This window comes from Mycobacterium sp. ELW1, assembly GCF_008329905.1.
In the GTDB taxonomy this organism is placed as follows: Bacteria; Actinomycetota; Actinomycetes; order Mycobacteriales; family Mycobacteriaceae; genus Mycobacterium.
Genome location: NZ_CP032155.1, coordinates 2921802 through 2937859, shown reverse-complemented (window position 1 = coordinate 2937859; position 16058 = coordinate 2921802). Strand labels below are relative to the sequence as shown.

19 protein-coding genes are annotated in these 16058 nt (G+C 69.5%); 6 read left to right on the top strand and 13 right to left on the bottom strand.

Going from position 1 to position 16058, the window contains the following annotated elements; translation table 11 throughout:
- Window positions 1–2: 2 nt before the first annotated feature.
- The 5 genes from D3H54_RS13705 to D3H54_RS13685 form a co-directional block, all read right to left on the bottom strand.
- A complete protein-coding gene (locus tag D3H54_RS13705) occupies window positions 3–1019 on the bottom strand; it encodes a zinc-binding alcohol dehydrogenase family protein (protein WP_149379496.1) in 1017 nt (338 codons plus the stop codon).
- Window positions 1019–1318: a GlsB/YeaQ/YmgE family stress response membrane protein gene (locus tag D3H54_RS13700; RefSeq protein ID WP_083119098.1), complete on the bottom strand. Its 300-nt coding sequence runs from the start codon at window positions 1316–1318 to the stop codon at window positions 1019–1021. The genes D3H54_RS13705 and D3H54_RS13700 overlap by 1 nt, the downstream gene beginning before the upstream one ends.
- Window positions 1319–1419: 101 nt before the next feature.
- Window positions 1420–2436, bottom strand: a complete 1017-nt coding sequence (locus tag D3H54_RS13695) for an APA family fibronectin-binding glycoprotein (protein WP_149379495.1) — start codon at window positions 2434–2436, stop codon at window positions 1420–1422.
- A 119-nt stretch (window positions 2437–2555) separates the two neighbouring features.
- Window positions 2556–3635, bottom strand: coding sequence for a sulfate/molybdate ABC transporter ATP-binding protein (locus D3H54_RS13690; RefSeq protein ID WP_149379494.1), 1080 nt, complete (start codon window positions 3633–3635; stop codon window positions 2556–2558).
- On the bottom strand, window positions 3628–4443 hold the full coding sequence (locus D3H54_RS13685) for an ABC transporter permease (protein WP_168214857.1): 816 nt from the start codon (window positions 4441–4443) through the stop codon (window positions 3628–3630). The genes D3H54_RS13690 and D3H54_RS13685 overlap by 8 nt, the downstream gene beginning before the upstream one ends.
- A 116-nt stretch (window positions 4444–4559) precedes the next feature.
- On the opposite strand from D3H54_RS13685, the gene D3H54_RS13680 reads away from it, so the two are divergent.
- The 4 genes from D3H54_RS13680 (at window position 4560) to D3H54_RS13660 (ending at window position 8749) form a co-directional block, all read left to right on the top strand.
- Entirely contained in the window at window positions 4560–5231 is a 672-nt protein-coding gene (locus tag D3H54_RS13680) for an SDR family oxidoreductase (RefSeq protein ID WP_149379493.1), read from the top strand.
- Window positions 5232–5476: 245 nt separating this feature from the next.
- Window positions 5477–6847 carry an NAD(P)/FAD-dependent oxidoreductase gene (locus D3H54_RS13670; protein WP_149379492.1) on the top strand — a complete coding sequence of 457 codons (1371 nt, stop codon included), beginning with the start codon at window positions 5477–5479 and terminating at the stop codon, window positions 6845–6847.
- A 110-nt stretch (window positions 6848–6957) separates the two neighbouring features.
- Complete coding sequence (locus D3H54_RS13665; RefSeq protein WP_149379491.1) at window positions 6958–7323, top strand: heme-binding protein; 366 nt, start codon at window positions 6958–6960, stop codon at window positions 7321–7323.
- Window positions 7324–7435: 112 nt separating this feature from the next.
- Entirely contained in the window at window positions 7436–8749 is a 1314-nt protein-coding gene (locus tag D3H54_RS13660; RefSeq protein WP_149383522.1) for a sensor histidine kinase, read from the top strand.
- On the opposite strand, the gene D3H54_RS13655 is transcribed toward D3H54_RS13660, so the two are convergent.
- The 8 genes from D3H54_RS13655 to D3H54_RS13620 all read right to left on the bottom strand — a co-directional run bounded on the left by D3H54_RS13655 (window position 8740) and on the right by D3H54_RS13620 (window position 14420).
- A complete protein-coding gene (locus tag D3H54_RS13655; RefSeq protein WP_149379490.1) occupies window positions 8740–9372 on the bottom strand; it encodes an urease accessory protein UreD in 633 nt (210 codons plus the stop codon). The genes D3H54_RS13660 and D3H54_RS13655 overlap by 10 nt on opposite strands.
- Window positions 9373–9378: 6 nt before the next feature.
- The gene (ureG, locus tag D3H54_RS13650; protein ID WP_149379489.1) at window positions 9379–10059 is read right to left on the bottom strand and encodes an urease accessory protein UreG; all 681 of its coding nucleotides are present in this window, start codon (window positions 10057–10059) and stop codon (window positions 9379–9381) included.
- A 10-nt stretch (window positions 10060–10069) separates the two neighbouring features.
- Window positions 10070–10717 carry an urease accessory protein UreF gene (locus tag D3H54_RS13645; RefSeq protein WP_149379488.1) on the bottom strand — a complete coding sequence of 216 codons (648 nt, stop codon included), beginning with the start codon at window positions 10715–10717 and terminating at the stop codon, window positions 10070–10072.
- Window positions 10717–12438, bottom strand: a complete 1722-nt coding sequence (locus D3H54_RS13640) for an urease subunit alpha (RefSeq protein ID WP_149379487.1) — start codon at window positions 12436–12438, stop codon at window positions 10717–10719. The genes D3H54_RS13645 and D3H54_RS13640 overlap by 1 nt, the downstream gene beginning before the upstream one ends.
- Window positions 12435–12746 carry an urease subunit beta gene (locus D3H54_RS13635; RefSeq protein ID WP_149383521.1) on the bottom strand — a complete coding sequence of 104 codons (312 nt, stop codon included), beginning with the start codon at window positions 12744–12746 and terminating at the stop codon, window positions 12435–12437. The genes D3H54_RS13640 and D3H54_RS13635 overlap by 4 nt, the downstream gene beginning before the upstream one ends.
- A 16-nt stretch (window positions 12747–12762) precedes the next feature.
- Complete coding sequence (locus tag D3H54_RS13630; RefSeq protein ID WP_149379486.1) at window positions 12763–13065, bottom strand: urease subunit gamma; 303 nt, start codon at window positions 13063–13065, stop codon at window positions 12763–12765.
- 51 nt (window positions 13066–13116) lie between these two features.
- Complete coding sequence (locus tag D3H54_RS13625) at window positions 13117–13536, bottom strand: PaaI family thioesterase (protein WP_149379485.1); 420 nt, start codon at window positions 13534–13536, stop codon at window positions 13117–13119.
- A 167-nt stretch (window positions 13537–13703) separates the two neighbouring features.
- On the bottom strand, window positions 13704–14420 hold the full coding sequence (locus D3H54_RS13620) for an iron reductase (RefSeq protein WP_149379484.1): 717 nt from the start codon (window positions 14418–14420) through the stop codon (window positions 13704–13706).
- A 240-nt stretch (window positions 14421–14660) separates the two neighbouring features.
- On the opposite strand from D3H54_RS13620, the gene D3H54_RS13615 reads away from it, so the two are divergent.
- Both D3H54_RS13615 and D3H54_RS13610 read left to right on the top strand, forming a co-directional pair.
- Window positions 14661–15077, top strand: coding sequence for a BlaI/MecI/CopY family transcriptional regulator (locus D3H54_RS13615; RefSeq protein ID WP_149379483.1), 417 nt, complete (start codon window positions 14661–14663; stop codon window positions 15075–15077).
- Window positions 15078–15091: 14 nt separating this feature from the next.
- Complete coding sequence (locus D3H54_RS13610) at window positions 15092–16018, top strand: M56 family metallopeptidase (protein WP_149379482.1); 927 nt, start codon at window positions 15092–15094, stop codon at window positions 16016–16018.
- Window positions 16019–16058 lie beyond the last annotated feature (40 nt).

Genomic DNA, 16058 nt, shown 5'->3' with positions numbered 1-16058 from the left:
AGTCACGGCAGCAGGACCGCGGCCCCCGCGATACGACCCTCAACCAGGTCGGTCAGGGCCCGGTCCGCTTGTTCGAGCGGATATTCCGGGGTGGTGACCTCGATGCGATGACGGCCCGCGAAGGCCAGGAAGTCGCGGGCGTCGGCGCGGGTGTTCGACGACACCGACCGAACCTGGCGTTCCTGGAACAGATGTCGCTGATAGTTCAGGGCCGGGATGTCGCTGAGGTGAATGCCCGCGATCGCCAGCGTGCCGCCCCGATCGAGCGCCTCGAGGGCCGGCAGCACCAGGTCACCGACCGGGGCGAACATGATCGCCGCGTCCAGCGGAACCGGCGGCGGGTCGGCCGGGCCCTGCGCGGACGCCACCCCCAGACTCAGCGCCAGCTCCTGCGCCTGGCTGCCGCGCGTCATGACGTGAACCTCGGCACCCTGCGCCAGCGCCACCTGCGCGGTGATGTGGGCGCTGCCGCCGAACCCGTAAAGCCCCAGCCGCCCGCCCGGCGGAAGCTCGGCGCGCAGCAGCGAGCGGTAGCCGATGATCCCGGCGCACAGCAGCGGCGCCAGCTCGCTGTCGCTATAGCCCGCCGGCAGGCGATGGGCGAAATCGGCTGGGACAGTGGCGAAGTCGGCATAACCACCGTCGGCGTCCCACCCGGTGTAGCGCGAATTCGGGCACAGGTTCTCCGCGCCGCGTCGGCAGTACTGGCACACCCCGCAGGTGTGGCGCAGCCATGCGATGCCGACCCGGTCCCCCACCGCGAATTCCGCGCCGACGCCGGACCCGACGGCAGATCCGACGGCGATGATCTCGCCGACGACCTCGTGCCCGGGCGTCACGTGCGGCCGGTGCACCGCCAGGTCGCCCTCGGTGACGTGCAGGTCAGTGCGGCAGACGCCGCAGGCCAGCACCGCCACCAGCAGCTCGCCGGGCGCCGGGCGCGGGACTGCTGCGGCACTGTCCAGCTCCAGCGGGTGGGTGCGCATCGGCCCGGGCCGACGTACCCGCCAGGCGCGCATTAGGTCTTGCGGACCATACCGACGATCCAGAGCAGGATCACCGAGCCCAGGACCGCGGTGAACAGGGTGAACCACCAGCCGCCCGCGGCGGTGTCCAGGAAGAAGCTCAGCAGGAATCCGCCGATGAGCGCGCCGACGATCCCGATGACGATGTTCATCAGGATGCCCGACCCGCCGCCCTTGACGATCTTGCCGGCGATCCAGCCCGCCAGCGCGCCGATAATGATGTAGCCGATCCAGCCGACGCTGGTCAGCGTCGTCGAACGGGCGAGGAATTCAGTCGCTGCAACCATGTCCATGACGGTCTCCTCCGGTTGGCTGGCCAGCGTGAATGCCGACCGCTATCCCTTGGTATACGCCTGGCAGGTAACGATTGGCCGCATCAAACGGCCACGATCACCTATTGGCCGGGGGTCATCCCGGGGACCGGCGTCTCCACCGGGACGGGAACACCGAGCGGGATGCGCCCACCCGCAGTCGGCGGCGGGGCGTTCGGATCAGCCACCGGCGCGTTGGGATCTCCCGCCGGTGCAGGCGGCGGCGTGTACGGCCGGATCGACTCGGCGAGCGCCTTGGCGGCGGCCGGATCGATCGGATCCTTGGCCGTGCCCAGCCACACCACGAACCAGCGCTGGTTGCGCTGATCGCGCGGCGCGTTCGGGACAGACGTGCCGACCACACCGGCCCAGATCTGGCCGTTGGGCTTGGTGGTGTCGGTGAACTTCACCTCGTAGGACGAGAAGTAGCCCGGCATGTCACCGGCCTGCAGCGCCCCGCTCTGCTGGTTGAGCCGGACGCCGGGGAACGGCATGAAGAACTCGCCCATGTCCGACGCCAGCCGGATCGCGGCCTTGCTGTTGTCCTGCTCGGCTCCGGCGAACAGCTTCAGGTCCAGCCGGCCGAGGATGACGCTGGTGTCGTTGGCCGTCGGAGCGGGCTGCCCGTTTTCGGCCGGGGCGGTGGTCTTGCTCAGCAACGCCTGGCCGTAGTTGAGCCGCGACGCGTCCGACACCACCCAGCCGGCGGGAAGCAGATAACTGAAGCCACCTGAGGAGTTCGGGACCCGACCCGGCTCCGGCGGCGCGGGCGGCGGCGGGGCGTTCGGGTCGACCGGCGGCGCGTTGGGATCCGCGGGCGGCGGCGGTGCGACCGGCGGTGCGTTCGGATCGGCCGGAGGCGGCGGCGGAGCGTTGGGATCCGCGGGCGGCGGCGGTACGACCGGGGCGTTGGGATCGGTGGCCGGCGGCGTCGCCGGCGGTACGGCGGGGGCCGCCGTGGTGGGTGTCGGTGTCGCGGGATCCGCGACGGCAGTTGACGACGGCAGGGCAATCGTGACGGCGGTGGCGGCGGTCACCGCGGTGATCGCGAACGCCGTCCACAGGCCTGGCCGTCGCGAAATCGAGTCCGGCTGCGTCATGGCGATGAACCTACCGTGTTACGGCCGTGACGCAAGTGTGGCCTGCTCACGATGTGGCGCACTGTAACGCTGTTGCGAGCTTACAAAATCGGCCGACAATGCAGGTCGCCGACGCGTCGTCAGCGCGCTGCGGGGTGCAAGGCGACCTCCTGTGCCTTGACTGTGAACCACACCGGGTCGCCGGGCGCGAGCCGCAGGGCGGCTGCCGACTCCGCGGTGATGTCGGCCGCCAGGCCGGGCGCGCCGTCGGCCTGCTCCTGTCCCCGCACCCGCACCCGCGCGCCGTCGGCGTCGAGCTCCGCGACCCGGATCTGGACGCTGTTGCGCGGGCTGCCGTGCGGCAGGTCGCGGTAGACCGCGACCGCGGCCGGGGTGAACACCGCGACCAGTGCGCCCTCGGCGGACGGCGGGGCGGCGTGCCTGCCGTGCCACAGCGTCCCGTCCGCGGCACGCACCGCGTCCGGGCCGGCCGGCACGCCCCGGACCACATTGACGCCGGCGATCCGGGCGCCGAACGTGCTGCGCGGCGCCGCCAGCACGTCGCCGACCTCGCCGATCTCAGCGACACCGCCGGCGTCGAGCACCAGCACGCGGTCCGCCAGCGTCAGTACGTCGAGCAGGTCGTGGGTGATCAGTAGCGTCGCCCGGCCCGCCGAGGAGACCCGCCGCAGCAGCGCTCGCACCGAGGCGGCCACCGCGACGTCGAGCCCCGCCAGCGGCTCGTCGAGCAGCAACACCTGCGGCTCGGCGGCCAGCGCCCGCGCGATGGCCACCCGCTGCGCCTGCCCGCCGGAAAGCTGATCCGGCTTGCGGTCGGCGAGGTCGGCCAACCCCACCTCGGCCAGCCAGTGCGCTGCGGCGTGCCGGGCCGCCTCGCGACCCGCCCCGCGACTGCGCGGGGCGAATGCCACATTGGCCTGCACGGTCAGATGCGGGAACAGCAGCGGATCCTGCAGCAGCAGGCCGACGCGACGATCGTGGGTGGGCACCGAGATCCCCGCCGCGGTGTCGGTCAGCGTGCGGCCGCCGACGCGGACCAGGCCCGAATCCGGCTGCAGCAGACCGGCGATCACGTGCAGCGTGGTGGACTTGCCCGCACCGTTCGGCCCGAGAATGGCCAGCACTTCCCCTTCCGCGACCTCGAATGCCACCTCATACGAGCGGTCGGCCACCGCGGCCGCGAACTGCAGCTCAGCCATTGCCGGTCCAGCCGGACAGCCGTCGCACCCCGAGACCCAGCACCACCACCGCCGCGACGACGACCAGCAGCAGCGACAACGCGACCGCCGCGTCGGCGTCGCTCTCCCGTTGCAGATAGATCTCCAGCGGCAGCGTCCTGGTGACACCCTGTCGCGATCCCGCGAAGGTCAGCGTGGCCCCGAACTCGCCGAGCGAGCGGGCGAAGGCCAGCACCGCGCCGGAGACCAGGCCGGGCGTGAGCAGCGGCAACGTCACCCGCCACCACACGGTCGCCGGCCTGGCCCCCAGCGTCGACGCCACGATGTCGAAGTCGGCGCCCGCGGTGCGGGCAGCGCCCTCGAGCGCGATCACCAGGAACGGCAGCGAGACGAACGTCTGCGCCAGCACCACCGCGGTGGTCGTGAAGGCGATCCGGATGCCCGCCGCCTCCAGATAGCTGCCCAGCAGGCCGAGCCTGCCGAAGGCGTACAGCAGCGCGATACCGCCGACCACCGGCGGCAACACCAGCGGCAACAGAATCAGCGGTCGCAACGTCCGCACGATTCGGCCGTCGTTGCGGGCCAGTACCAGCGCCATCGGCACACCGAAGATCAGGCACATCGTCGTGCTGGCCGCCGCGGTGCGCAGGCTCAGCAGCAGCGCGGCCTGTGACGGCGTGCTGCTGATCAGGGACCAGAAATTCGTCCAGTCGACCTTGACCGCCATCGCCGCCAGGGGCAGCACGACGAAGGCCGCGCCGAGCGCTGCAGGGACGTAAACCCACCGCGGCAGCGGCGGCTGCGTCCGGTGCGCCCGGCTGCGCTTCACCCGACACACCCTAGGGCGAAACGCGATGTCGTGTCCGGATCGTGTCGGCGCGGCATTGGCCTCTTTAGCTACCGTCCAGTAACATTTCGCTCTAATCCAACAAGGAGGTTGACGGGATGGACGTGCTGGTCACCGGAGGTGACACCGAACTGGGTCGGACGATTGCGGAAGGTTTTCGCGACGCCGGCCACAAGGTCGTCATCAGCGGTGCACGCCGCGATGATCTCGAGGTGGCCGCCAAGGAACTCGACGTCGATGCGATCGTGTGCGACGCCACCGATGCGGAGACGCTGGGTGGGCTGCGCACCGCGTTCCCGCATCATCTGGACACCATCGTTCACGTGCCCGCACCCGCCTGGGTGGGCGGCGACCCCCGCACCTTCAGCCTCACCGACACCGCCAAGGCGTGGCGGACCGCGCTGGACGCCAGCGTCCTGTCCGCGGTGCTGCTGGTGCAGAACATCGGCGATCACCTGCGTTCCGGCGGATCGATCGTCACGGTGGTGCCGGAGAATCCTCGCGACGGTGGCGCCGATGCCGCGGTCAAGGCCGCACTGTCGAATTGGACTGCGGGACAAGCGGATTACTTCGGTACCCGCGGCATCACCGTCAACACGGTGGCGTGCGGCCGCAGCGCCGAGCCGTCCTACGACGGGCTGTCGACCACCCCGCCGTCGGTGGCGGCCGAGATCGCCCGCCTCGCGCTGTTCCTGACCACGCCCGCGGCCCGGCACATCACCGGTCAGACGGTGCACGTCGGCCGGGGCGCACTCGCCAATTTCGGCTGACGGTTCACCTGTAGTTGCCGGCGTCGACGCCAGCGTCGACGGCGTCATGCTCAGTCCGGTCACCCACCTGGACGGCTATCACCCCGGCCGAATCACCGCCGTCGCGGAGGCCGTACGCCCGCTGTTGTAGCGGTTAGCCCCCATAGGTGGTCCACATCACCCGATTGGCCCGGGTATGGGTGAGAAACCCGTTGCCCGGGCGACTACCGTAGTAGGTGTCCTGTGCAAGTCGTTGAGGAGCAGAAATGACCCACCCCGGTGCCACCCCATCGGATAAGCACAAGGTCGTCATCATCGGTTCGGGATTCGGTGGCCTGAACGCCGCCAAGCAGCTCAAACGAGCCGACGTCGACATCAAGCTCATCGCCAAGACCACCCACCACCTGTTCCAGCCGCTGCTGTACCAGGTGGCGACGGGCATCATCTCGGAAGGCGAGATCGCCCCGCCCACCCGCGTGGTGCTGCGCGACCAGCGCAACTGCCAGGTTCTGCTCGGCGAGGTCACCAACGTCGACCTGGCCAACAAGACGGTCGACTCGATCCTGCTGGGTCACACCTACCGCACCCCGTACGACACCCTGATCGTCGCCGCCGGGGCCGGTCAGTCCTACTTCGGCAATGACCACTTCGCCGAGTGGGCCCCCGGCATGAAGACCATCGACGACGCGCTCGAACTGCGCGGCCGCATCCTGGGCGCCTTCGAACAGGCCGAGCGGTCGAGCGACCCGGTGCGCCGGGAGAAGCTGCTGACCTTCGTCGTCGTCGGCGCCGGCCCGACCGGTGTGGAGATGGCCGGGCAGATCGCCGAACTCGCCGACCACACCCTCAAGGGTGCGTTCCGCCACATCGACTCCACCCGGGCTCGGGTGATCCTGCTGGATGCCGCCCCGTCGGTGCTGCCGCCGATGGGCGAGAAGCTCGGCAAGAAGGCCGCCGACCGGCTGGAGAAGCTCGGCGTCGAGATCCAGCTGGGCGCGATGGTCACCGACGTCGACCGCAACGGCATCACCGTCAAACGCGGCGACGGCACCCTCGACCGCATCGAATGCGCCACCAAGGTGTGGTCGGCCGGTGTGTCGGCCAGCCCGCTGGGCAAGATCATCGCCGACCAGTCCGGCGCCGAGATCGACCGCGCCGGCCGCGTCAAGGTGCTGCCGGATCTCACCGTTCCGGGGAACCCGAACGTGTTCGTGGTCGGCGACATGGCGTTCGTCGAGGGCGTTCCCGGTATGGCGCAGGGTGCCATCCAGGGCGCCAAATACGCCGCCAAGCTGGTCAAGGCCGAGTTGAAGGGCGCAGACCCGGCGGCCCGCGAACCGTTCCAGTACTTCGACAAGGGGTCGATGGCGACGGTGTCGCGGTACTCGGCAGTGGCCAAGATCGGCAAGATCGAATTCGGCGGCTTCATCGCCTGGCTGGCCTGGCTGTTCCTGCACCTGATCTATCTGGTCGGGTTCAAGGCGCGCCTCACCACGTCGTTGTCGTGGATCAGCACGTTCATCGGCAGCCATCGCGGACAGCTGACGATCACCGAGCAGCAGGCCTACGCCCGCACGACAATCGAGCAACTCCAGGAGATTGCCGCTGCGGTCGAGGACGAGAAAGCCGCCAGCTGACCGCGCCTGCGCTGCTGGGAGTTGCCCGTGAGCGCAGGCGAAATGAGCGTGTTCAGCCACCGGCTGCCTTAGCATGATCGGCGAAGACAGTCTGACTACGAGGGGGCTCGATGACATCCAATCGTTCCGTGCGTCGCGCGGCTGCGGCAGCGATCGGCGCCGGCGCGGTGTTGCTCAGTGTGGCCGGCCCCGCTTCGGCAGACCCGCCGCCCAACTGCACCACCGCGGACATGACCGGAATCATGGCGGGAGTGTCGGCGGCGATGTCGAACTATCTGTTCACACACCCGGACGTCAACGGATTCTTCACCGGCCTGCAGGGGCTGCCGAAGGATCAGGTCAAGGCTCAGACGCAGCAGTACCTGGACGCCAACCCGCAGGTCCGCGCCGAGCTGGATGGCATTCGCCAGCCGTCGACCGATTTCCGCAACCGCTGCGGACTCATTCAGCGTCCGCTGGCACCCGGCGTGATCTAGCCGCGCCCCGGCGCGGTCCCACGCTCGTCGCACGCTGCGCCCTAAGGTGGTCGGCGTGGTCGTGAAGCCCGACGAGATCGTTTACCGCGTGCTGCAGCGGCTCCCCACCCGGATGCTGTCGCTGCGCACGATCGTGATCGTCGCTGCGCTGTCCGTGGTGATCCTCGTGCTGACGCTGGGCACGTGGGTGTGGCTGGGTGTCACCAACGACCAATACAGCCAGCTGGACCGCCGGCTGGACTCGGTCAGCAGCCTGGGGGACGTCAGCTCGCTGCTGACCACCTCCAAGCCGGACGCCGGCGGCACTCCCACTCCCGACGGAAACCTGGTGCGCACGATCCGGGTGGGCGCGATGGCGATGTCGGTACCGCCGGATGTGGTGCTGCCCGCGCTGGACAACGGCTACGCCAACACCACGATCGACGGCGTCGAGTACCGGGTGCGGACGTTCGCCGTCGGCGGCGCCACGATCGCGCTGGGCGCTCCCCTCGCCGAAACCCAGCGGCGGATCGCCGAACTGCACCTGCGGGTTTTGTTGATCTGTGCGGGGGTCATCGCCGGGACCGTGGTGGTCGGCTGGCTGATCTCGCTGATCATGATCAACCCGTTCCGGGTGCTCGCCCAGCAGGCCCGCGCGATCAACGCCCAGTCCAACCCCGACGAGGTCCAGGTGCGCGGCGTCAAGGAAGCCGTGGAGATCGCCGAGGCGGTCGAAGGAATGCTGGCCCGCATCGGTGACGAGCAGGATCGCACCAGAGCCGCGCTGGAGTCGGCCCGGGACTTCGCGGCCGTCGCATCCCACGAGCTCCGCACCCCGCTGACCGCCATGCGCACCAACCTCGAGGTGCTCTCCACCCTCGACCTGGCACCCGAACAGCGCAATGAGGTGATCGGCGACGTCATCCGCACCCAGAGCCGCATCGAGGCCACGCTGACCGCGCTGGAGCGGCTGGCCCAGGGCGAACTGACCACGGCCGCGGACTTCGTGCCGTTCGATGTCACCGAACTGCTCGACCGCGCCGCGCATGACGCCGAGCGCATCTACCGCGATCTGGCGGTGTCGCTGGTGCCCTCCCCCGCGGTGCTGATGGTCGGACTGCCGGTGGGGCTGCGGCTGGTCATCGACAACGCGATCGCGAACGCCGTCAAGCACGGCGGCGCTACCGAGATTCAGCTGTCGGTGTCCAGTTCGGCCGACGGTGTTCAAATCACCGTCGACGACGACGGCAGCGGGGTTCCCGAAGACGAACGGGCCACGGTGTTCGAGCGGTTTTCCCGCGGCTCGACCGCGTCCCGGTCCGGGTCTGGACTCGGGTTGGCGCTGGTGGCCCAGCAGGCGGAATTGCACGGCGGCACAGCGTCATTGACCACCAGCCCGCTGGGTGGCGCCCGCCTGGTCCTGACCCTGGCCGGCCGTCACGAGTAGAGCCGCTGCCCCTGCCAGGTCGACAAACTGCCACCGGCCGCCAGTGCGAGGGTGACCCCCGCGGCATCGGTGGCGGGCTCCGGGTAGCGCAACTCGCTGACACAGGCCAGCGGAGTGCCGAGCGCGTCGTCGGCCACCGACGACGGCCCGAGTTCCACCCGATGTCTCAGCAGCGGCACGCCCGCCACGTCTGCGCGCATGGCACCGCTCCAAAACCCTTCGCGCTCACCGGTTCTACCGATCTGCACACGTTCCCGGATCCGCAGGCGGGCGGCGTCGCCCACACCGACCGCGAGCTCGCTGATATGCCGAGCGTTGGCGGCCACGATCGTCGGCTCGAGGTCGAGGTCGAGCTCACCGCAGGCCTCGATGTGCCAGCACGCGTGCGAGTCGGTGGTGGCGGCACCGGGCAACGCGACGGTCGCTGCGGCGCTGCGCAGCCGCAGCCGCGCACCGGGTTCGACGATGATCCGGATCGAGATGACGTCCCCGCCCAGCGGCGTCGCCGCCGCGGACACCAGGTGCACGGTGTCGGGCTCGGTATGCCGGGCGGCCAGCGCCCCACGGCATTCGATGCGGGGCAGCCGTCCCGGCTGCGCCACCACCACGACATCAGAATGCATTACGGCTCAGGTGAGTTGGTTGACGCGCAGCTGTTCGCGCACCCACGCCAGGACCGGGGATGCCGCCGGATCGTCGGTCAGTGAGATCAACTCCGTCGGGCGACCCTCGCGAACCTTGGCGGCGTCGCGACGCATCACCTCCAGGTCAGCGCCCACCAGCGGAGCCAGGTCGGTCTTGTTGACCACCAACAGATCCGAGAACGTCACGCCCGGACCGCCCTTGCGCGGCACCTTGTCTCCCCCGGCCACATCGACGACGAAGATCTGGACGTCCACCAGCCCGGAGGAGAACGTCGCGGTCAGGTTGTCGCCGCCGGATTCCACCAAAATCAGATCGAGGTCGTCGTGTCCGGCGATCAGATCGTCGATGGCGTCGAGGTTGGCGGTGATGTCGTCGCGGATCGCAGTGTGCGGGCAGCCCCCGGTCTGCACGGCCGCGATCCGGTCGTCGGGCAGCACCGCGTGGCGGCGCAGGAAGTCGGCGTCCTCGGTGGTGTAGATGTCGTTGGTCAGCACCGCGAGCGACAAGTCGTCGCGCAGCTGGCGGCACAGCGCAGCCACCAGCGCGGTCTTGCCCGAACCGACCGGGCCGCCGATGCCGATCCGCAACGGCTCGCCCGGTTGCCGGGTCCGCTTGGGCCGGTCCGGGTGGGCGTGCGGCTGACCGTCAATGAAATGTGGAGGCATACAGCTACTTTCAGGAGACGAACAGCGGGCGTTCGCGTTGGGCGTGCCGCTGCGCGAGCTCGTCGAGCAGCGGATCGGACAGGTCGGCCAGTCCCTTGGCGGCCAGGTCGGCGGTGTCTTCGCACAGCTGCGCGAGGCCGAACGTGAGCGCCGCGACGTCGGCGGGATCGAGCGCCAGCAGCCGCTGTGCGGCGGTGGCCGTGCCGGTCATCGTGGTGTACACCAGCGACAGCGCGGTCTGTTCGGGGTCGAGCCCGCTGACGGCCCCGACCCGGCCCGCGGTCACCGCCAGGTGCGGTCGCGGACCCACTGCGTCCCAGCTCCATCCGGTCTCCGGATCGGGCCAGACTCGGCGGGCCAGCCGCAGCAGTCCGCGGCCCTGCGCGCGGGAGGCCAGGCGTGCCGCGGGTGACGGTGTGCGCGCATCGGTTTCGGCGTCGGCATCGGCCACGGCGAGATCGCCGCGGTGCACGGCGGCCGCGACCGACGCGGTCACCAGCCCGCTGGTGCGGATCCGGCGGCGCAGATAGGCCTCCAGCGTCTCCAGGTCGACGACCATCCGACTGGTGACCGCCTCCTCCACCCCGCCGGAATGCACGTGGCCGCCGGTCGGCAGCCGCGAGTCGGCCAGGGTCAGCAGGGTGGTCAGCGAGCTCATCAGAACAGGAAGTAGCGCTGCGCCATCGGCAGTTCGGTGGCGGGTTGTTCGGCCCACACCTCGCCGTCGATGCGGACGGTGAACGTGTCGGGATCGACCTCGATGCGGGGCTGCGCATTGTTGAGCGGCATCTGCGCCTTACCGATGGCGCGCACGTTGCCGACCGGCACCAACTTCCGGTTGACCGCGATTCGGTCGGCCAGCCCGTCCTCGATGGCCTGCGGAGCGACGAAGTGCACCGAGGTGGCGGCGGCGGCGGCCGGCGCGGCACCGAACATCGGGCGCGGCAGCACCGGCTGCGGAGTGGGGATGGAGGCGTTGGCGTCGCCCATCGCCGCCCAGGCGATCATGCCGCCCTTGAGCACCGCGTGCGGGCGCACCCCGAAGAACGCCGGCTCCCACAGCACCAGGTCGGCCAGCTTGCCGACCTCCACCGAGCCGACCTCGTGGTCGATGCCGGTGGCCAGCGCCGGGCAGATCGTGTACTTCGCGACGTAGCGGCGCACCCGGTTGTTGTCCGCTGCACCATCACCGTCGAGTGCGCCGCGGCGGCGCTTCATCACATGGGCGGTCTGCCAGGTGCGCAACACCACCTCGCCGATACGGCCCATGGCCTGGGAGTCGCTGCCGATCATCGAGATGGCGCCGAGGTCGTGCAGCAGGTCTTCGGCGGCGATGGTCGACGGCCGGATGCGGCTTTCGGCGAACGCGAGATCCTCAGGGACGCTGGGGTTCAGGTGATGGCAGACCATCAGCATGTCGAGGTGTTCGTCGAGGGTGTTGACCGTGTGCGGCCGGGTCGGGTTGGTGGAGCTCGGCAGCACGTTCGGATAGGCCGCGACGGTGATGATGTCGGGTGCGTGGCCGCCGCCGGCGCCCTCGGTGTGATACGCGTGGATGTTGCGGCCCTTGATCGCCGCCAGGGTGTCCTCGACGAAGCCTGCCTCGTTGAGGGTGTCGGTGTGGATGTTGACCTGAACCCCGGCGGCCTCGGCCACCGTGAGGCAGGCATCGATCGCGGCGGGCGTGGTGCCCCAGTCCTCATGCAGCTTGAAACCCGCTGCGCCCGAGCGCAACTGCTCCCACATCGCCTCGTGGCTGACGGTATTGCCCTTGCCCAGCAGCGCGACGTTGAGCGGCCAGTGGTCCAGCGACTCGAGCATGCGGGCCAGATGCCAGGCGCCCGGGGTGACCGTAGTGGCCTTCGACCCCTCCGCGGGACCGGTGCCACCGGCCACGATCGTGGTGATGCCGCTGCCGATGGCCTCGTCCATGATCTGTGGGCAGATCAGATGGACGTGACAGTCGATCGCCCCGGCGGTGACGATGCGCCCGTTGCCGGCGATGATCTCCGTCGACGGACCGACCACCAGGTCCGGGTGCACACCGGACATGATGTCAGGGTTGCCCGCCTTGCCGATGCCGACGATGCGGCCGTCGCGAATCCCGATGTCGGCCTTGATGATTCCCCAGTAGTCGATGATCACCGCACCGGTGATCACGGTGTCCGGCGCGCCGTCGGCACGGGTGGCGCGGCCTTGACCCATCGACTCACGCAGCACCTTGCCCCCGCCGAACACCGCCTCGTCGCCGGCCAGGCCGGGGCCACCGCTGCGATCCTCGGTGATCTCGACGAGAAGGTCGGTGTCGGCCAGGCGGATCCGGTCGCCGGTGGTGGGCCCGAACAGAGCGGCATAGCGGGCCCGGGACAGCTCGGTCATGCATCCAGCCTTCCGGGTGGGTTGAGGCTCAGTCCGTGCACCTCGCGCAGGCCTTGCAGCGGCACCAGTCGGACTCGTTGCGCCACACCGGGTTCGAAGCGGACGGCGGTGCCGGCGGGGATGTCGAATCGATGCCCGTGCGCCGCGGCACGGTCGAAGGACAGCGCGGCGTTGGCCTGCGGCAGGTGTACGTGGCTGCCGACCTGCACCGGCCGGTCGCCGGTGTTGACGATCTCCAGTTCGATCCGCGCGGCACCGGCGTTGATCTCGATGTCACCGTCGCCGAGGAAAACCTCACCGGGAATCATGGTGTCCTCCACAAACTCACGGGATCGGGTGGTGGACGGTGACCAGCTTCGTGCCGTCCGGGAACGTGGCTTCGACCTGCACGTCGTGCAGCATCTCGGGGACACCCTCCATTACGTCGTCGCGGCCCAGCACGTCACGCCCGGTGACCATGAGCTCGGCGACGGTGCGACCGTCGCGGGCGCCTTCCAGCACGTGATCGGTGATCAGCGCGACCGCTTCGGGGTAGTTGAGCTTCAGCCCGCGCGCTTGTCTGCGCCGGGCGAGATCGGCGGCATAGGACAGCAGCAACCGGTCGGTTTCGTGGGGTGTCAGTTGCATAGTGCGCGATCCTGCCACGCCCACACGGGATCAGCAGGGCGGCGAGGTCGCTCAGGCCTCGGGCTCGAGGTTCTGCAGGCGCACCTGTCCGCGGGCGACGAGGCGATCCTTGTCGTCGCGGATGGTCACCAGCCACAGCTGCTGGCGACGGCCGCGGTGCAGGGGCTCGGCCACCCCGTACACGGTGCCGCCGGAGATCGCCCGCAGGAAGTCGGTGTTGTTGTTGACACCGACGACGTTGCCGCCGCCGTTGGCGGACAGCCAGACGTACGCCGACGTGCTGGCCATCGACTCGATGATCGAGCAGTACACCCCACCGTGGACGATGCCCATCGGCTGCAGGAGTTTGGGCGCCACGTCCAGTTGCGCCTTGGCGCCATCGACGGTCAATTCGGTGAACACCAGCCCGAGTTCGTTGTCGAACGGGGCGGAGAAAGCGATCTGCTCGCTCGGCGACTGCTCTGATTGCACGCAACTGTGTCTACACCAGCCGGGTGGAGACGAGGGACGGGCCCCGCGTGTGAACGCGGGGCCCGTCCTCGGCATGGACCGGGGGTTTCTGCAGCCCTCAGAAACTCCGGCTCGGTCCGTTGGTCTGGTCATCACAGACTAGGCAAGCCTTGCCTAAGTTACAAGAGCTACCCCGTGCGACGCAGCGCCCGTACCGGCAGCCCGAATCCGCTCAGCGCGTCGAGCACCGCCTGGCCACGCCGCATGCAGGTGAGTTCGCCGGTGCCGGTGAGCATCGGCACCTGGGTGGCGGTGATGACCACCGCCGACCCGACCATCTGCCACATGGCAGCCGGCGTAAGCGAGCCACGACTCAGGTGGTGCAGGCCGTCGAAAATGGGCTCCAGCGAGCGATGGCAGCGGTGCGCGGTCCAGGTGGCCAGCGCGCGCTCGTTGGGCAGCCGGACCACGCCGGTGGTCGCGGGATCATCGGGCAACACCCGCAGTGTGGGGTCGACGACGGCGGCCCAGTCGATCGACCCCTCCGAGTCGATGTGCATCCAGAGATTTCCCGGCCCGGCGTCCCAGGCCCGCCCCTCGAGGACGAGCAGGGTGACCGCCCGGCCCAGAACCGCATGGGTGAACGTGGCCGCGAGCTGATGAGCGGCGGCCCGCCGGTCCCCCAGTTCGTCGGCCGCCGACTCGAACATTGCAGCCAGCCGTCCGGAGGTCACCGAATCCAGCGGCCACCAACGTCGCCGGGACACATCGGCCATCACCGCCACCCCGTGAACACGGGGTGATTCCGGGGTCAGGTCGCGCAATCGGCGGCTGGATTCGTGCAACGGCAGGACCCGGCGAATGGTCATCCCGTCGATCAATGGGTCAAGCACGGCTGCGGTCACGACACCTCCTCGTCTATGGTTAGGTAAGCCTAACCATAAGAAGGGATGGCAAGCCTGCGTGGCTACTGTGAGTGCTGTCACAACTCTGACCGTTTTATGCCGGGTGGCCTGCGCCGACCCGGTCACCGGGGGCTCCGCGGGAACACCACCGTCCGGAGCGGAGTTGATCGACTTATTGGATACGACGCGCGGTAGTAATCGGGAGTACTCTGATTTGACTGCCTACGGAGATGAACGGAAATGGCCAAGTTGACTCGTCTCGGCGAACTTGAACGCGCGGTGATGGACCACTTGTGGGCCGCTGGTGAGCCGTTGACGGTTCGTCAGGTCCACGAGGCGCTCTGTACCGAACGGGACCTGGCTTACACCACGGTGATGACCGTCCTGCAGCGCCTGGCCCGCAAGAACCTGGTCTCCCAGATCCGGGATGACCGCGCCCACCAGTACGCACCGGTCCACGGCCGCGACGAACTGGTCGCCGGCCTGATGGTCGACGCACTGGATCAGGCCTCCGACTCCGGCGGCCGGCAGGCCGCCCTGGTGCACTTCGTCGAGCGCGTGGGCGTCGACGAGGCGGACGCATTGCGGCGCGCATTGGCCGAATTGGAGTCCAAGCACCGTTCCACCTGGCCCGCTGGCGGCATGCCCAACGCCTGAGGGACAATTTCAGCGTGTCCGCGCTGGCCTTCACCTTCCTCGCCTTGATGCTGGTTGGTCCTGTGCCCGCGCTGCTGGCCCGGGCCTCATGGCCGATGCGCGCGCCGCGGGCCGCGATCGTGCTCTGGCAGTCGATTGCGGTGGCCGCCGTGCTCTCCGCATTCAGCGCCGGACTGGCCATCGCGAGCCGGCTGTTCGCCCCCGGCCCGGACGGCCGTCCCACCGCGACGATCACCAGCGAGATCGAAGTGCTGGGCTGGCCGCTGTGGACGGCATACGTCGTGGTCTTCGCGATCACCCTGCTCATCGGCGCTCGACTGGTGGTCGCGGCGGTGCAGGTCGCGGTCGCCACCCGGCGCCGCCGGGCCCACCACCGGATGGTCGTCGACCTGCTGGGCGACTGCCGGCACGGTATGCACGGGCTGCGGGTGCTCGACGTGTCCGAACCGCTGGCCTACTGCCTGCCCGGAGTGCGCAGCCGGGTCGTGCTCAGCCAGGGCACCCTGTCGGCGTTGAGCGACACCGAACTCACCGCGATCCTCAGCCATGAGCGGGCGCATCTGCGGGCCCGCCACGATTTGGTGCTCGAGGCGTTCATCGCCGTGCACACGGCGTTCCCCCGCTTCGTCCGCAGCGGCAGCGCGCTCAATGCGGTTCGGCTGCTCGTGGAGATGCTCGCCGACGATGCCGCGGTGCGCACCGCAGGACCCGCTCCGCTGGCCCGCGCGCTGGTGGCCTGCGCGGCCGCCCGCACGCCGAAAGGTGCCCTGGCCGGTGGCGGCCCGACCACGCTGATCCGGGTGCGCCGGCTCGCCGGCGATCCCAACAGTCTGGCGCTGTCACTGGCCGCCTACGCCACGGCGGCCGCGGTGCTGGTGGTGCCCACGGTCGCGGTCGCGGTGCCGTGGCTGACCGAGCTGCACCGACTATTTCTTTCCTGAATCTGTTCTGCGACAACAAAATCCACACAATCGAAAGGCG

Excerpts from the sequence above, each read along its gene's own strand:
- D3H54_RS13705 (WP_149379496.1), bottom strand. The coding sequence starts at position 1,019 with ATGCGCGCCTGGCGGGTACGTCGGCCCGGGCCGATGCGCACCCACCCG.
- D3H54_RS13700 (WP_083119098.1), bottom strand. The coding sequence starts at position 1,318 with ATGGACATGGTTGCAGCGACTGAATTCCTCGCCCGTTCGACGACGCTG.
- D3H54_RS13695 (WP_149379495.1), bottom strand. The coding sequence starts at position 2,436 with ATGACGCAGCCGGACTCGATTTCGCGACGGCCAGGCCTGTGGACGGCG.
- D3H54_RS13690 (WP_149379494.1), bottom strand. The coding sequence starts at position 3,635 with ATGGCTGAGCTGCAGTTCGCGGCCGCGGTGGCCGACCGCTCGTATGAG.
- D3H54_RS13680 (WP_149379493.1), top strand. The coding sequence starts at position 4,560 with ATGGACGTGCTGGTCACCGGAGGTGACACCGAACTGGGTCGGACGATT.
- D3H54_RS13670 (WP_149379492.1), top strand. The coding sequence starts at position 5,477 with ATGACCCACCCCGGTGCCACCCCATCGGATAAGCACAAGGTCGTCATC.
- D3H54_RS13665 (WP_149379491.1), top strand. The coding sequence starts at position 6,958 with ATGACATCCAATCGTTCCGTGCGTCGCGCGGCTGCGGCAGCGATCGGC.
- D3H54_RS13660 (WP_149383522.1), top strand. The coding sequence starts at position 7,436 with ATGCTGTCGCTGCGCACGATCGTGATCGTCGCTGCGCTGTCCGTGGTG.
- D3H54_RS13655 (WP_149379490.1), bottom strand. The coding sequence starts at position 9,372 with ATGCATTCTGATGTCGTGGTGGTGGCGCAGCCGGGACGGCTGCCCCGC.
- ureG (WP_149379489.1), bottom strand. The coding sequence starts at position 10,059 with ATGCCTCCACATTTCATTGACGGTCAGCCGCACGCCCACCCGGACCGG.
- D3H54_RS13645 (WP_149379488.1), bottom strand. The coding sequence starts at position 10,717 with ATGAGCTCGCTGACCACCCTGCTGACCCTGGCCGACTCGCGGCTGCCG.
- D3H54_RS13640 (WP_149379487.1), bottom strand. The coding sequence starts at position 12,438 with ATGACCGAGCTGTCCCGGGCCCGCTATGCCGCTCTGTTCGGGCCCACC.
- D3H54_RS13635 (WP_149383521.1), bottom strand. The coding sequence starts at position 12,746 with ATGATTCCCGGTGAGGTTTTCCTCGGCGACGGTGACATCGAGATCAAC.
- D3H54_RS13630 (WP_149379486.1), bottom strand. The coding sequence starts at position 13,065 with ATGCAACTGACACCCCACGAAACCGACCGGTTGCTGCTGTCCTATGCC.
- D3H54_RS13615 (WP_149379483.1), top strand. The coding sequence starts at position 14,661 with ATGGCCAAGTTGACTCGTCTCGGCGAACTTGAACGCGCGGTGATGGAC.